The following is a 15518-nucleotide window of genomic DNA, read 5'->3' as shown; positions in this document are numbered from 1 at the left end:
GCTCCCCGTTTCGGGGGGCTGTTTTTACACGGAGGTATTTATGGGAAAAACAATAGGGGAAATCCGGGAGCTGTTCCGGCAGGCAGATGCCGTGACCGGGGCAAAGCTGGTGGAAGAATACAGGGAAGATCAGCGGGCCGGGGTGCGCAAAGTCTGTGAGGCATTTTTGAAGTCTCAGGAAAAAATGGCACAGGAGATGGCGCGGCTGGAGCAGATGAGCAGCTTTGAAAAGGAGTATAGCGCCTATTCGGCTATCTGCGGCATTGACGAGGCTGGAAGAGGGCCGCTGGCAGGGCCGGTGGTGGCCGGTGCAGTGATCCTGCCGAAGGGATGTAAGATTCCCTATGTCAACGACTCCAAAAAAGCTTTCCGCAAAAAAACGGGAAGAGCTCTATGATGTGATCATGGAACAGGCAGTGGCAGTGGGCGTGGGATTTTCCACGCCGGAGCGCATCGACGAGATCAATATTTTACAGGCTACTTATGAGGCCATGCGGGAGGCCATCGGCAAGCTGTCGGTGCAGCCGGATCTGCTGCTCAACGACGCGGTGACGATCCCCCAGGTGCCGGTGCGGCAGGTGCCCATCATCCACGGGGATGCTAGAAGCATTTCCATTGCGGCGGCCAGCATCATCGCCAAGGTGACCAGGGACCGGCTCATGCTGGAGTACGACCAGCTGTTCCCGGCCTATGATTTCGCTTCCAACAAAGGGTATGGATCGGCGGAGCATATCCAGGCGCTGAAAACCGTGGGGCCGTGCCCCATCCACAGGAGGAGTTTTATTGGACACTTCGTATAAAATTAACACCCGCCGTATCGGCACGGCCCATGAGCGGCAGGCAGAAACTTTTCTGAAAGAAAAGGGCTACCGGATTGTGGCCCGGAATTACCGGTGCCGTTCGGGAGAGATCGATCTCATTGCCCGGGACGGGGAATGTCTGGTGTTCGTGGAGGTGCGCTACCGGACGGACACCGGAAAAAGGGCATCCGCTGGAGACAGTGGACACGCGGAAACAGCGCCGGATCTGTAAGGTGTCGGATGTGTACCGGTATCACAATCATATCGGCACGGATGAACCGGTGCGCTATGATGTGGTGGCGGTGCTGGGAGACGAACTGGTGCATCTGGAGAACGCGTTTCCTTATCTTGGGGCGTCTGCGTACTAAAGATGAGAAGGCGCCTGTTGCGTGCGCTGCCTGATGGTTGGAAATAACATAGGATAGGGTAATCGCGAAAGAGAAGACATGATATCATGACATTGGAAAATAGAAGAGTAGAATCGGAAAAGGACAGAATCATGCGAAGAGACTGGATACGAAAAGCAAAGGAGCAGGACAGACAGATCGAGGAAGTACGGCACGGGGATGTGCCGTTTCTGGAATTCCCGCTGCTGCGGGAGACGAAGATGGTGGTGCACGGCTTTACCACCCGGGAGGGCGGCGTCAGTGAGGGCATCTTTTCTTCCATGAATTTAAGCTTCACCAGAGGGGACGACCCGGCACGGGTAAAAGAAAATTACCGGCGGGCAGCGGCGGCGCTGGGGGTACCGGCAGAGCATATCGTCTGTTCGGATCAGACCCACACGACAAATGTGCGGCATGTGACCATGGACGACCGGGGAAAAGGCGTGTTCCGGGAGAAGGATTACCGGGATGTGGACGGCCTCATCACCGATACGCCGGGGCTGGTGCTGGCCACCTTTTTTGCGGACTGTGTGCCGCTGTTTTTCGTGGATCCGGTGCGGCGCTGCATCGGCCTGTCCCATTCCGGCTGGAAGGGAACGGCGGCAAGGATGGGCGCAAGGACGGTGGAGGCCATGACGGAGACCTTTGGCAGCGACCCGGCGGATATCCGGGCAGCCATCGGGCCTTCCATCTGCGTGGACTGTTATGAGGTCAGCGAGGATGTGATCCAGGCGTTTGCGAAAAACTATGACCGGGCAGTGATGAAAGAGATCTGCTATCGAAAAGAAAATGGAAAATATCAGCTGAATCTGTGGGAGGCCAACCGGCACGTCCTGCTGGCGGCGGGGATTTTGCCGGAACATCTGGCGGTGACGGACATCTGTACGTGCTGCAACCCGACCCGGCTGTTTTCTCACCGGGCCAGCCAGGGAAAGCGGGGGAATCTGGCGGCTTTCCTTGCAATTTCAGACGGTATTTAGTATGATAAATAACGAGGTGTCACACAATGAAGAAACAGGACGGACAGCTGACGGGGCATGTCATTGACGGCATTGAACCGGGCAGTATCGCGGAGGAGCTGGAGATTGAACCGGGAGATACCCTGGTCAGTGTCAATGGCAGTCCGATCACGGATGTCTTTGACTACCAGTATCTGACCAATGAGGAATATCTGGAGATCCTCATCCGCAAGGCGGACGGCGAGGAATGGGAGCTGGAGATCGAGAAGGAATTCGAGGAAGATCTGGGGCTCATTTTCGAGAATGGTCTGATGGATGAATACCGCTCCTGCCGGAACAAATGTGTCTTCTGTTTCATTGACCAGATGCCGCCGGGCATGCGGGAAACGCTGTATTTCAAGGATGACGACTCCCGTCTTTCTTTTTTACAGGGCAACTATGTGACACTGACCAATATGAGTGACAAGGATATTGACCGGATCGTCCGGTATCATCTGGCACCCATCAATATTTCCTTTCAGACCACAAACCCGGAGCTGCGCTGCAAGATGCTGCACAACCGGTTTGCCGGGGAAGCGCTGAAAAAGGTACAGAAGCTGTATGAGGCCGGGATCGAGATGAATGGCCAGATCGTGCTCTGCAAGGGGCTGAACGACGGCCCGGAGTTGGAACGGTCCATCCGGGATCTGTCGGCGTATCTACCCCATCTGCAAAGTGTGTCCATTGTACCGGTGGGCCTGACCAAATACCGGGAAGGTTTATACCCCATGGTGCCCTTTACCAAAGAGGAGGCCAGGGCAGTGACGGCGCTGGTGCACGACTGGCAGGAGAAGCTGTATGCCAGATGGGGAACCCATTTCATCCACTGCGGTGATGAATGGTACATTTTGTCGGAGGAGGACATGCCTCCGGCAGAGACATACGATGGCTACTTGCAGCTGGAAAACGGGGTGGGCATGACGAGACTTTTGCTGGACGAGGTGGATGACGCGCTGGCGGAGGAGACCGGGGATGACAGAGAATGCCATCTGGTGCTGGCCACCGGTGTGCTGGCCGGGCCGTTCATGAAGCGGATCGTGGCGCAGGTACAGCAGAAATTTCCCGGCATCCATGTGGATGTGCGGGTGATCCGCAATGATTTCTTCGGGGAGAAGATCACCGTGGCGGGGCTTCTCACGGCTCAGGATCTCATTGCCCAGCTTTCAGGCACGCTGGACGGCGCCGAGCGGCTGCTCATTCCGTCGGTGATGCTGAAAAATGATGAGCCGATTTTTCTGGATGATATGTCGCTGGATGCATTTTCAGAGGCTTTACACATCCCGGTCACTGTCGTAGAATCAGGGGGACAGGATCTGGTGGATGCCATTATAAATATAGAAGGAGAACAGATATGAGTAAACCGGTAGTTGCGATTGTCGGAAGACCAAACGTGGGAAAAATCCACGCTTTTCAATGCACTGGCTGGGGACAACATTTCCATCGTAAAGGATACGCCGGGGGTGACCCGTGACCGTATTTACGCGGATGTGACCTGGCTGGATAAGAATTTTACCATGATCGATACAGGCGGTATTGAGCCGGAGAGCAAGGATGTCATCCTTTCCCAGATGAGGGAGCAGGCACAGATCGCCATTGATACAGCAGATGTCATCGTTTTCCTGGTGGATGTGCGCCAGGGGCTGGTGGATGCGGATTCCAAGGTGGCGGACATGCTGCGCCGCTCCCGGAAGCCGGTGGTGCTGGCCGTCAATAAGGTGGACAGCTTCCAGAAATTTATGACAGATGTGTATGAATTTTATAATCTGGGCATTGGGGATCCCATTCCGGTATCTGCCGCTTCCCGTCTGGGTATCGGCGAGCTTCTGGACGCTGTCACCGCCCATTTTGATCAGCACATGCTGGAAGAGGAGGAGGACGAGCGGCCGAGAATTGCCATCGTGGGAAAACCCAATGTGGGCAAATCCTCCATCATCAACAAGCTGACGGGAGAGAACCGGGTCATCGTCTCTTCCGTGGCAGGAACGACGAGGGATGCCATCGACACCAACATCCGCCGCAACGGCAAGGATTACGTGTTCATTGATACCGCGGGCTTACGCCGGAAAAACAAGATCAAGGAAGAGCTGGAGCGCTACAGCATCATCCGCACCGTGACCGCGGTGGAGCGGGCGGACGTGGTGGTTATCGTCATCGATGCGGTGGAGGGTGTCACCGAGCAGGATGCCAAGATCGCAGGCATTGCACATGAGCGGGGCAAGGGCATTATCATTGCCGTGAACAAGTGGGATGCCATTGAGAAAAAATGACAAGACCGTTTATCAGTACGCCAACAAGATCCGGGAAGTGCTTTCCTTTATGCCTTACGCGGAAATCCTTTACATTTCCGCCCAGACCGGTCAGCGGCTGAACAAGCTGTTTGACACCATCGATGCGGTGCTGGAGAACTGCACCCTGCGGATCGCCACCGGTGTGCTCAACGAGATCATGTCCGAGGCCGTTGCCATGCAGCAGCCGCCGTCTGACAGAGGCCACCGCCTGAAGCTGTACTATATCACCCAGGTTGCGGTGAAGCCGCCGACCTTCGTGATCTTCGTCAACGATAAAGAACTGATGCATTTCTCCTACACGAGATATCTGGAGAACCGGATCCGGGATGCCTTCGGCTTTGGCGGCACCTCGCTGAAATTCATCATCCGGGAGCGAAAGGAGAAGGAGCAATGATGATCCGTCTGATCTGTGTGGCCATCGGTTACGTGTTTGGCCTGTTTCAGACCTCTTATATTTACGGAAAAATGCACGGTATTGATATCCGTACCCAGGGCAGCGGCAACGCGGGTACCACCAACGCCCTGCGGGTGCTGGGCAAAAAGGCCGGTGCCATTACCTTTCTGGGAGACGCGCTGAAATGCGTGGCGGCTGTGCTGCTGGTGCAGGCGCTGTTTGGCGCCTCCCACGGGGATATCCGTCCGCTGCTGGCCATTTATGCCGGGGCAGGTGTGGTATTGGGACATAACTTTCCGTTTTATCTGGGCTTCAAGGGCGGCAAGGGCATTGCTGCCTCTGCGGGCATGATGCTGGCCTTCGGCCATTTCCCGATTTTTGCCGTGTCCGCGCTGGCCTTTATTCTCGTGTTTACCATCACGAATTATGTGTCGCTGGGTTCCATGGTGCTGTACCTCTGTTTTCTGGTGCAGGTGATCTTTCTGGGACAGCGGGGTGAATTTGGCATGAGCCAGGGACACCTGACAGAGCTTTATATCGTGGCGGCCTGCCTGACGGCGCTGGCGTTCTGGCAGCACCGGACAAACATCGGGCGGCTCATCCACGGAACGGAAAATAAGACTTACCTATTAAAAAAGAAAACAAAGGGGGAGAACTGATGGCCAAGGTCAGTGTATTGGGAGCAGGAAGCTGGGGAACGGCGCTGGCAGTCATGCTGCACGGCAACCATCATCAGGTGACACTCTGGTCGGCATTGTCAGATGAGGTGGCACAGCTTCGCAGAGACCGGGAGCAGAAAGGCAAATTGCCGGGAGTACATATACCGGAGGATATTAACATTACAGACTGTCTGGAGGAAGCGGTGAAGGATCGGGAAATGCTGGTGCTGGCTGTGCCGTCGGTGTTCGTCCGGGGAACGGCGAGACAGCTTTCCGGTCTGGTGCCGGAGGGACAGCTCATCGTCTGTGTGGCAAAGGGTGTGGAGGAAGATACGCTCATGACCATGACGGACATTATCGAGCAGGAGCTGCCGATGGTGGATGCGGCGGTGCTTTCCGGGCCCAGCCATGCGGAGGAGGCAGGCAAGGGCATTCCCACCACCTGTGTGGCAGGCGCCCATACCCGGCAGACGGCAGAACATATTCAGAATCTGTTCATGAGCGAGACGTTCCGCGTCTATACGAGCCCGGATATGCTGGGCATTGAGCTGGGCGCTGCCCTGAAAAACGTGGTGGCACTGGCGGCGGGCATTGCGGATGGTCTGGGATACGGGGACAACACAAAGGCAGCCCTCATCACCCGGGGCATGGCAGAGATTTCCCGGCTGGGCATTGCCATGGGCGGCAAGATTGAGACCTTTTACGGATTGTCCGGTATCGGGGATCTGATCGTAACCTGTGCCAGTGTGCACAGCAGGAACCGGCGGGCCGGGTATCTGATCGGCCAGGGCTGCACCATGCAGGAAGCCATGGATCAGGTGAAAATGGTTGTGGAAGGGGTGTATTCCGCCAAGGCTGCCAGAGAGCTGGCAGAAAAATATCAGGTGGAGATGCCCATCATTGAACAGGTCAATCGGGTGCTGTTTGAAAATAAAGCACCGGGAGAGGCCGTGCGTGAACTGATGTTGCGGGATAAGAAGATCGAGACCAGTGTACTGGCATGGGAGTAACCAGGAAAACCGATGAAATGTAAAAACTGCGGAAAACTTTTTGATTATGAGAAATACTATGGAATCTGTCCCAAATGCGGAACCTTTCAGAAACAGGACAACCCGCAGCAGGAGCCGGAAACAGAGGAACGGGTAGATCTGGGATTTGATGCTGCAGGTACAGACCGGGATATTTATACGTATGTGGAGGATGGAAACGCCGCCGCAGGCGGGACAAAGGCAAAGACACAGACGGGCAGTCATAAGGGCTCGGTGATTTATGTGGTCTGCTGTATCGCACTTTTGTTCCTGTCCGGTCTGCTGAACGGCCTTTGCACCATTGTGCAGGAGAAACAGCTGGCGAAGGAGGCGGCATTATCGGATCTTTCCATCGTGGAAGTGCCCGTCGGGGAACCGGCACAGATCGGCACCCGCACAGTGACGGTTCTGGGGGCGAAGGTGTTGGAAAAGGTAGATGTCCGCCCGGAATTTCCGGCAGGGCAGATGTGTGTGGCGGTGCATCTGCGGATCAGGAATTCTGAGGAATATCCGACCTACGAGACATCTCTGGATGCACCCTATCTGGCTTATACAGATACGGATGGTGAAGAGATTTTCAAGGAGGCGGTGTCTTCCTACGATTTTTCCAGCTATGAGATATATTATGGCCTTCGCCTGCTGGAATCCTATGATTTTGGTTATGAGAGCGATGTGGAAGGAGATGTGATCTTCTTTGCGGAGCCTGGTTTTTCGAAGCCCCGGATCTGTCTGGAAGACCGGTATCGACCGGATAACCGGATGCAGGTGTTAAAAGCGGTGTATGAGCTGCCGGTGGAGCTGCCAGAGGAGGTGGAGGAATGAGACTGATTTCCGTGATCGCCAAAGGAGCGCTGGGTCTGGTGACCGGTCTGGCGTTGCTCGGGGTTGTTTCTATGCTGACTGAGATGAGGGAGAACCGGGAGTATTACCGGGACAGCATTCTGACTGTGGAGGATTTCAACGTGATGCCTGTGGAAGCAGATTGTGCCCTGGGCTATTCGGCTTATGAGGTGCACATTACAGTGCGCAATGACAGTCGGTTCGGCACGGAGGAGACTGCTGTCTGGCGGGGGTATGACGGGAAATCTTATGATGACATACAGACCGATGATCCTGGGCGGTACAGCAGCCTCAAGTATGCGGGGACAGCAATGATCCCGGCAGGAAGACAGACTGTGCTTAAGGATCGGATTTACGTTCGGGACGGTGTGAAGCAGGTGAAGGTATCTTATAGTGCCGGGTATAAGGATGATACCCATGAACAGACACTGGAGATTCCGTAGAGGGGTGTTGCGGGTGAGAATTTTCATTTGCTTGCCGCATGTGAGGCCGACAGGAATAGTTATAAGTAAAACTTATAACTGATTGGCGTGAAAAATAAATTGAAACCATTCTGCTGATGTTGTATAATCATAGGAAGGAAGGGCGTTTTGCCCATTTTTCGTGTTTCGGGCTCATTTACCGGACACCTGAGGACAGAAGTGCTATAAAAAGTAAAAAAGACAGAAATAAAAGGAACTGACAGACAGATGAAGAAGAAAATGATACTGAGTGTGGACACGGGAATTGATGATGCGCTGGCCATCGCCTATGCCATCGGGCAGCAGGAGATGGAGCTGATCGGCATCACGGTTTCCTATGGTATGTCCATTGTGGAGAATACATACCGGAATACAAAAAAGCTGGTGGAACTTTTGGGGGCGCAGGTGCCTGTATACATGGGAAGTGCGGTACCTATCGTCCGTCCGGGACGGGATTATAAGCTGGCGGGCAGTAAGATCCATGGGCAGGACGGTATGGCGAATCAGTTTGGAGATTATGAGCCGGAGGATGTGGCCGGCGCAGTGGTGGAGGAGTCGGTGGATTACATCATTGACAGCATCCATACCTACGGCAAAGATCTGGTGCTGGTAACCACAGGCCCCATGACCGATCTGGCCCGGGTGATCACAAAGGAGCCGGGTATCCTTGATCAGATCGGTGCAGTGTATTCCATGGTGGGGGCGCTGGCAGCACCCGGGAATGTGAATCCATATAAGGAGGCCAATGCGGGCATGGATCCGGAAGCTGTGAAGCTGGTGCTGGAGACAGAACCTCCGCTGACAGTCATCGGTCTGGATGTGACGAGAAAAACACTGATGAGCTTTGCAGATCTGCAGCGCTGGCAGACGATCGGTACCGGACGGGCAGATTTTCTGGCGAAACTGGTGGAATATTATCTGGATGCGTACCGTGTGATGCATCCGTATCTGAAGGGCTGTGCGCTGCATGACCCGCTGGCTGTGGGTGCGGCGCTGCATCCGGAGTGGATCACCACCATCCCCATGCATCTGACCTGTGTGACCGAAGGAGAAGCGGACGGCCGTACCTGCGAGAATCTGGAAAAATGCGATGATACCGATTATCATACATGCGGTGCCCTGTTTGTGGACAGTGCAGCGTTTGAGGAGAATTTCTTTGCGACTGTGGAAAACGTGCTTGCCGGTCAGGCTGGTGCATAAGATAAAAGGAGTGGGCTGCCAATGGGAACGCTGTTGGAATTAAAGAATGTAACGAAGATATATGAGGGCGGTGTACTGGCCAACCACAATATATGCTTTGACGTCCGGGAGGGCGAGATCCACGCACTGGTAGGGGAAAACGGTGCGGGAAAGAGTACGCTGATGAAGATACTGTTCGGCCTGATCCCCATCACCTCCGGCCAGGTGTTTTTAAGAGGAGAAGAAGTGCATTTTAATTCCAGCAGCGATGCCATCGCAGCAGGAATCGGTATGGTACATCAGCATTTTATGCTGGTGGATTCCCTGACCGGAGCGGAAAACCTGATGCTGGGCATCAAGGAAGAGAAATTTATCAGCAACCGGAAGGAAGACGTGGAGAAGACCCGTGCCATTGCGGCAAAATATAATTTTGACATTGATCCCCAGCGAAGGGTCCGGGATATGAGCGTCGGCATGAAGCAGAAGCTGGAAATCCTGAAGATCCTGTACAGAGGTGCAAAACTCATCATTCTGGACGAGCCTACTGCGGTGCTGACACCTCAGGAGACGGAGGAATTGTTTGAACGGCTCATCGACCTGAAAAAACAGGGAATGACCATTATCTTTATTTCCCATAAACTCAACGAGGTGAAACGGATCAGTGACCGGATCACCGTTTTAAAGGGCGGCAAGACGAAAGGCACATTCGATACCGCTGATGTCACAGAGGAAGAGATTTCCAATAAGATGGTGGGGCGTGTCGTTTCCTTTGATTATGAGAAAGAAGTGCTGGAGCCGGATGAGGATCTCCTCAAAGTGGAAAACCTGACGTACAAGGATCGGTTTGACGTCATGAAGCTGGACGGCGTCAGCTTTACCGTGCGCAATAAGGAAATCGTGGGTATTGCCGGCGTGGAAGGCAACGGACAGAGTGAACTCATCAGGATCATTACAGCAAACTTAAGAGCACGTTCCGGCCAGGTGCTGTTTAAAAATGAGGATATCACGAAGGCATCCATTGCCCATGTGCGCAAGCTTGGTATGTCCTATGTGCCGGAGGATCGTCTGTATAACGGCTGCGCAGCCATCATGAGCGTACAGGAGAACATGGTCGTGTCCAATATCGATTCCTTCGCAAAGAAGAGCAAGCTCATTGATTTTAAGAAGGTCAGGGAACACTGCCAGGCACTGATCAGAGAATATAACGTAAAGACAAAGGACGAGAATCAGCCGATCAAGAGCCTGTCCGGCGGTAATATCCAGAAAGCTATCGTAGCAAGGGAGTTCTGCGCTGGCAGCGATCTGCTCGTGCTGGATCAGCCAACCCGGGGCGTAGACGTGGGCGCCATGAACTTCATCCATCAGAAGATCCTGGAGATGCGAAGCGCGGGCAAGGGGATCATTCTGGCATCGGCGGATCTGAATGAACTCATTGCTCTGAGTGACCGGATCCTTGTCATGCATAAAGGCAGGGTTGTGGCATCCTTAAGCAACCGGCCGAAGGTCAGTGAGCAGGAGCTGGGGCTTTACATGCTCGGTATCAAACATCAGGAAGGAGCGGAGGCATAACATGAATACCAAAAAGAAATTTGACATCATGAACTATTTCAATGTCATCCGTACCGTGATCGCCATGGTGATCGCATTGCTGATCGTGTTTGCGATTATCTTTTTCGTCAGTGAGGAGCCGGTATTTGCCATACAGAAGCTGATGCTGGGCCCCCTGCAGACAAAGCGGAGCTTTTTCAATGTCATTGAGCGTGCAGTGCCGCTGATCTTTACAGGCCTGTCCCTGAACATTGTGCTGCGGAGCGGTATTTTTAATATTGGTGCAGACGGAGCATTTTATATGGGAGCTGTCATCGCCACCGCCATTGCCATTCGGGTGCCGCTGCCCAATATTTTACATCAGTTTGTGCTCATTGTGGCAGCAGCCATCGCAGGTGGATTTATTTCCATGCTGCCGGTGCTGATCAATAAATATACGAAGGTAGACCCGACGGTGCTTTCCATTATGTTCAACTCTGTGTTTTACTATCTGGGGCTGTCTATCATCAGCGCTTTCTTTCTGGAGGGGACCGGAACCTGGGGCAGCGCCAAATTTCCCAAGGATGCCAAGCTGGGCAATCTGATCAAGGGGACGAGCATGAACTATGGCTTCCTCATCCTCATCGCAGCAGTTATTTTCGTTGTGGTGCTGATGGAGAAGACTTCCTTTGGTTATAAAGTGCGTGTCACCGGTATCAACCCGGAATTTGCCAGGGCAGCCGGCATCAAGACCGGGAAGGTCATTCTGCTGGCACAGTTCATGGGCGGCATTTTCGCCGGTATGGGTGGTGCCATTGAGATGGTCGGTATGTACAAACGTTTCTACTGGCAGAGCCAGGTAAACTATGTGTGGGACGGCCTTCTTGTCCATATGCTGGCAAATGAGAATCCGGTATTTATTCCGCTGACCGCATTTTTCATTGCGTACCTGCGGATCGGGGCAGAGATCATGTCCCGTTCTACGGATCTGGATCCGGAGGTGGTTACCCTTCTGCAGGGCATCATCATCCTTTTGGTAGCATCCGACCGGTTCCTGTATAAATTCAAACAAAAGCATGAGCAGAAGCTTGCCCTGGAGCAGGCAGAGCTTGCAGCAGCACAGGAAGGAGGCAATGCATAATGGGATTCCTTTTATCATCCAGTTTCTGGTTTTCTGTGCTTGCCAGCACAACGCCGGTGATGCTTGCCACACTGGCAGCCAATATCGTCAGCCAGGCGGGAATCTTCAATCTGGCTATTGAGGGGACCATGCTCATCTGTGCCCTGGCCGGTGTTCTGGGCAGTGCCTGGACCGGCAATCTTCTGGTGGGAGCCGTGGCAGGTCTGTTTTTCGGTATTCTGGTGTCCTTTATCCTGGGATATTTTACCCTGGTGATGCGCGGTCCCATGAATGCCTGTGGCGTGGCCATCAATCTGGTAGCGACAGGTGGCACGGTATTTGTCCTTGTACTGACTGCAGGCAGTAAGATCACCAGCAGTTCTCTGGTAAGCAAAACCTTTCCGAATGTTAAAATTCCCGGACTTTCCGCCATTCCGTTTATCGGTAAGGTGCTTTCCGGACACAATTTTTTAACCTATGTGGGATGGATCCTGGTGGCAGTGACCTGGTTTTTACTGTATAAGACGAAGCTGGGGCTGAACATCCGGGCCGTGGGAGAGAACGAGGAGGCTGCCCGGTCTGCAGGCATCAACGTGCTCAAGACCCGGTTCATTTCGCTGCTGTTCTGCGGCGTGTTCTGTGCACTGGGCGGCATGTATCTTTCTATGGGTTCCCTCAAATCCTTTACCGCCGGTATGGTGGCAGGAAGAGGATACCTGTCTCTGGCGATGCAGGCCATCAGTCAGGGCAATCCGGTAGTGGGCTTCTTAAGCTCCATGCTCTATGGATTTTCGGACACGATCACGGTGTATCTGCAGCTTTATAGTAATCTGGATCTGAAGCTGATCGATGCATTCCCGTATGTGTTTATCATTGTTGTGCTTACCATTTTGCAGGTGAGCAAGTCAAAAGCAGAGGAACGCCGTGCCAAGGCTGCATAAGTCCCGGATAACTGGTGTTTTTCATAAATCAAAGGAGGACAAAGACCAAATGGCAAACAGTGTTTATTATGATCCCTGGTCAAATACAAAAACAAAGAGCGGACTGGATGCAGATCTTGTGATTTCCGCGCTGCAGAAATGTATCCGCCGTGGAGAAGAGGAGCTGGCTCTGCGCATGGCGTATGAGCTGTACATTACATCTACCTTCCACGAAGAGAAAATGTGGAACCGGCTTCTGGTTATTTCCGTGGAGGATATCGGCTTCGGCAATACCGATGCACCGATGTTTGTCAAGACCATGAATGATTTGAGAAAAGAATTCGCATATGGCGATGGGGACCGCCCGATTTTCTTCATGCACGCGATCCGTTATCTGTGCAAATGTAAGAAGGAGCGTTCTACCGACCATATTAAAAATATCATCATGAAGGAATTTGAGGCAGGTTATGTGCCGGAGATTCCGGATTATGCCATGGACATGCACACCATCAAGGGAAGAGCAATGGGCAGAGATGTTTTCTACTTCCTGAACGAGGCGAGCAAGGTAGAGCCGTTATGGGAGGATTATGATGATTCTTATCGTCAGACCCTGTACAAGATGTGCGAAGAAGAAGCTAAGAAAAAAGAAGAAGAGTAAACAGGAGGAAAAAGAAATGAAAAAGTTACTGGCATTATTACTGACCGGTGCAATGGCAGTAGGTATGCTTGCAGGCTGCGGTTCTTCTGACAGCAGCACAGACAAGGCAGAGGATTCCACAGAGGCAGCAGACAGCACAGATGAGGCTGCAGCTGATGATGGCGAGAAGGCTGAGATCTATGTGTTCATCAAAAACAGAGGAGACCTTTCCTACTGGGACAGCATGGCTGAGGGTGGAGACAGAGCAGCAACAGAGCTGGCTGACAAGGCCAACATACATGTCATCGAGACAACTGCGGATCTGCAGGCAAATCTGACTGCCATGTATGAGGCGGCAGATGCCGGCGCAGATCTGATCATCACAGCATCTGACTTTAAGGATAACCTGGTAGAGATTGCTAACGAGTATCCGGATCTGGCAACTGTTATTCTGAACGAGAACGTGCTAGACCAGGCTGAGAACGGCAACATGTATGGTGTTGATTTCTCCGTATCTGAGGCTTCTTTCCTCGCCGGTATCGCTGCAGCTGATGTTGCATCCTCCGGTGTAGAGGGCACAAGCGGTGCAAAGACTGTGGGCTTTATCGGCGGTATGGACGAGACTGTTCCCATCCAGGAGTTCTTCGTTGGTTACATTCAGGGTGCGAAATATTTCGATCCTGATACAAAGATCGTTTATAACTATGTTGGTGCATGGAACGATCCTGACACGGCAAGAACACAGGCTCTGACACAGTACAATGATGCCGGTGCCGATGTGATCTTTGCTTGCGCAGGCGGATCCGGCAACGGTGTACATACAGCAGCAGCCGAGGTTGGCAAATATGTCATCGGTGTTGATTCCGACCAGTCCTTAATGTACACAGAGGATCCCGATATCCAGAGCAGATTCGTTACTTCCGCTATCAAACAGGGCGGAAATGTGATTTACGCTACGATCCAGGAGTACCTGGACAAAGGTACCCTTCCTTTCGGTGAGTACCAGGTAAAGGGCGTTGCTGATGATGCTGCAGGTATTGTAGAGAACGATCTGTACAGCTCCATCGTATCCGATGCCGGTAAAGCAGCCATCGAAAAAGCAAAATCCGAGATGTCTGACGGTACACTGAAGGTTGAGGGTGCGATCGGCAAACCGCAGGATGAGATCAAGGCAATGATCGATCAGTATATCAACCAGTAATTGGATCCATTCGGATACAGAACTGATAATTGGATATGGAAAAACGGGAGCTTGTAAGACAGGCTGAGAGGAAGGTGTGACCTTCGACCGAGAACCTGATTTGGATAATGCCAACGGAGGGACACCCGCTGCGAAGCAGAGGGAGCAATAAAGCACAGAAGGGGCTGCCAGATCGGCGGCCCCTTTTTGCGCGGTCTTATGAAGGGTGTATCTGAATCTTCAAATTGGGAAAAAGGAGGGATTGAAATGGTAACCGTAAATGGAGAAGCACGATCCATCGCAGGACTTACACTGCAGGATTACCTGAAGACGACCAGCTATGATCTCACCCGGATCGCGGTGGAGAAAAACGGAGAGATCGTTCCGAAAGCCCGGTACGGCAGTACCGTACTGCAGGATGAGGATTGTATTGAAGTGGTAAGCTTTGTGGGAGGTGGCTGAATGATCCCATCAAAGGAAGAGTGGATGCAGGTGTTGGAATTGCGGCATGGGAAGGAGCGGCAACGGGCGTTTTCCAACGCCACGGTTGCGGTATGCGGGCTGGGAGGCTTAGGATCCAACGTGGCTGTTTCCCTGGCCCGGGCAGGGATCGGCAAGCTGATCCTTATGGATTTTGACCGGGTGGATATCACCAATCTGCACCGGCAGCAGTACAAGGCAGCACAGCTGGGGCGTCCCAAGGTGGAGGCGCTGGCGGAAAACTTAAGGGAGATCGCACCCTATACGGAGCTGGAGCTGCACAATGTGAAGATCACAGAGGAGAATGCCCCGGCACTGCTGGCAGAGGCGGATGTGGTGTGCGAAGCCTTTGACAACCCGGTATGTAAGGCCATGCTGGTGAACGTGGTGCTGGAGCAGATGCCAGAAAAATATCTGGTGGCGGGCTCCGGCATGGCGGGCATGAAGAGTACCAATCTCATCCGCACGAGAAGGATCACCGACCATTTTTATCTGTGCGGGGACGGCGTCAGTGATGTGAACGACGGCATGGGACTGGTGGCACCCCGGGTGATGGCCTGCGCAGCCCATGAGGCACATATGATCCTGCGGATTCTGTCAGGAGAACTGGAAGCATAGAAA

16 protein-coding genes, 2 pseudogenes and 1 riboswitch are annotated in these 15518 nt (G+C 53.2%); all 18 genes and pseudogenes read left to right on the top strand.

The window, feature by feature from the left end:
* The first annotated feature begins 40 nt into the window (after positions 1-40).
* The 18 genes and pseudogenes from RJD28_11100 (at position 41) to thiF (ending at position 15515) form a co-directional block, all read left to right on the top strand.
* Positions 41-800, top strand: a pseudogene (locus RJD28_11100) (ribonuclease HII).
* Positions 784-1032 (top strand): YraN family protein, encoded by a 249-nt coding sequence (locus RJD28_11095; GenBank protein ID WNV56862.1) that lies wholly within the window; start codon positions 784-786, stop codon positions 1030-1032. Before RJD28_11100 ends, RJD28_11095 begins: the two are co-directional and overlap by 17 nt.
* Positions 1001-1168 carry a hypothetical protein gene (locus RJD28_11090; protein ID WNV56861.1) on the top strand — a complete coding sequence of 56 codons (168 nt, stop codon included), beginning with the start codon at positions 1001-1003 and terminating at the stop codon, positions 1166-1168. Before RJD28_11095 ends, RJD28_11090 begins: the two co-directional genes overlap by 32 nt.
* Positions 1169-1299: 131 nt before the next feature.
* A complete protein-coding gene (gene pgeF / locus RJD28_11085) occupies positions 1300-2166 on the top strand; it encodes a peptidoglycan editing factor PgeF (protein ID WNV59607.1) in 867 nt (288 codons plus the stop codon).
* A gap of 26 nt (positions 2167-2192) precedes the next feature.
* Positions 2193-3539, top strand: a complete 1347-nt coding sequence (locus tag RJD28_11080; GenBank protein WNV56860.1) for a DUF512 domain-containing protein — start codon at positions 2193-2195, stop codon at positions 3537-3539.
* A pseudogene (der, locus tag RJD28_11075) lies at positions 3536-4866 on the top strand (ribosome biogenesis GTPase Der). The gene RJD28_11080 and the pseudogene der overlap by 4 nt, the downstream one beginning before the upstream one ends.
* Positions 4863-5525, top strand: a complete 663-nt coding sequence (gene plsY, locus RJD28_11070; GenBank protein WNV56859.1) for a glycerol-3-phosphate 1-O-acyltransferase PlsY — start codon at positions 4863-4865, stop codon at positions 5523-5525. Before der ends, plsY begins: the two are co-directional and overlap by 4 nt.
* Positions 5525-6535 (top strand): NAD(P)H-dependent glycerol-3-phosphate dehydrogenase, encoded by a 1011-nt coding sequence (locus RJD28_11065; protein WNV56858.1) that lies wholly within the window; start codon positions 5525-5527, stop codon positions 6533-6535. The genes plsY and RJD28_11065 overlap by 1 nt, the downstream gene beginning before the upstream one ends.
* A gap of 12 nt (positions 6536-6547) precedes the next feature.
* Positions 6548-7375, top strand: coding sequence for a hypothetical protein (locus RJD28_11060; GenBank protein ID WNV56857.1), 828 nt, complete (start codon positions 6548-6550; stop codon positions 7373-7375).
* Positions 7372-7836, top strand: coding sequence for a hypothetical protein (locus RJD28_11055; protein ID WNV56856.1), 465 nt, complete (start codon positions 7372-7374; stop codon positions 7834-7836). The genes RJD28_11060 and RJD28_11055 overlap by 4 nt, the downstream gene beginning before the upstream one ends.
* Before the next feature lie 246 nt (positions 7837-8082).
* Positions 8083-9054 carry a nucleoside hydrolase gene (locus RJD28_11050; protein ID WNV56855.1) on the top strand — a complete coding sequence of 324 codons (972 nt, stop codon included), beginning with the start codon at positions 8083-8085 and terminating at the stop codon, positions 9052-9054.
* A gap of 21 nt (positions 9055-9075) precedes the next feature.
* Complete coding sequence (locus tag RJD28_11045; protein ID WNV56854.1) at positions 9076-10602, top strand: ABC transporter ATP-binding protein; 1527 nt, start codon at positions 9076-9078, stop codon at positions 10600-10602.
* Position 10603: 1 nt separating this feature from the next.
* Positions 10604-11701, top strand: a complete 1098-nt coding sequence (locus RJD28_11040) for an ABC transporter permease (GenBank protein ID WNV56853.1) — start codon at positions 10604-10606, stop codon at positions 11699-11701.
* Positions 11701-12621, top strand: a complete 921-nt coding sequence (locus tag RJD28_11035) for an ABC transporter permease (GenBank protein ID WNV56852.1) — start codon at positions 11701-11703, stop codon at positions 12619-12621. The genes RJD28_11040 and RJD28_11035 overlap by 1 nt, the downstream gene beginning before the upstream one ends.
* Before the next feature lie 49 nt (positions 12622-12670).
* Entirely contained in the window at positions 12671-13258 is a 588-nt protein-coding gene (locus RJD28_11030; GenBank protein WNV56851.1) for a hypothetical protein, read from the top strand.
* Positions 13259-13274: 16 nt separating this feature from the next.
* Complete coding sequence (locus RJD28_11025) at positions 13275-14438, top strand: BMP family ABC transporter substrate-binding protein (GenBank protein ID WNV56850.1); 1164 nt, start codon at positions 13275-13277, stop codon at positions 14436-14438.
* A 33-nt stretch (positions 14439-14471) separates the two neighbouring features.
* Positions 14472-14577, top strand: a riboswitch (TPP riboswitch).
* A 107-nt stretch (positions 14578-14684) separates the two neighbouring features.
* Positions 14685-14879 (top strand): sulfur carrier protein ThiS, encoded by a 195-nt coding sequence (gene thiS / locus RJD28_11020; protein ID WNV56849.1) that lies wholly within the window; start codon positions 14685-14687, stop codon positions 14877-14879.
* Positions 14880-15515, top strand: coding sequence for a thiamine biosynthesis protein ThiF (gene thiF, locus RJD28_11015; GenBank protein ID WNV56848.1), 636 nt, complete (start codon positions 14880-14882; stop codon positions 15513-15515). It begins immediately after the preceding gene.
* The last annotated feature ends 3 nt before the right edge of the window (positions 15516-15518 follow it).

The sequence above is a fragment of the Oscillospiraceae bacterium NTUH-002-81 genome (genome assembly GCA_032620915.1).
Classification (GTDB): Bacteria; Bacillota; Clostridia; order Lachnospirales; family Lachnospiraceae; genus JAGTTR01.
Note: the sequence above shows the minus strand (reverse complement) of the source record. Positions and strands in the feature narration are given on the sequence as shown.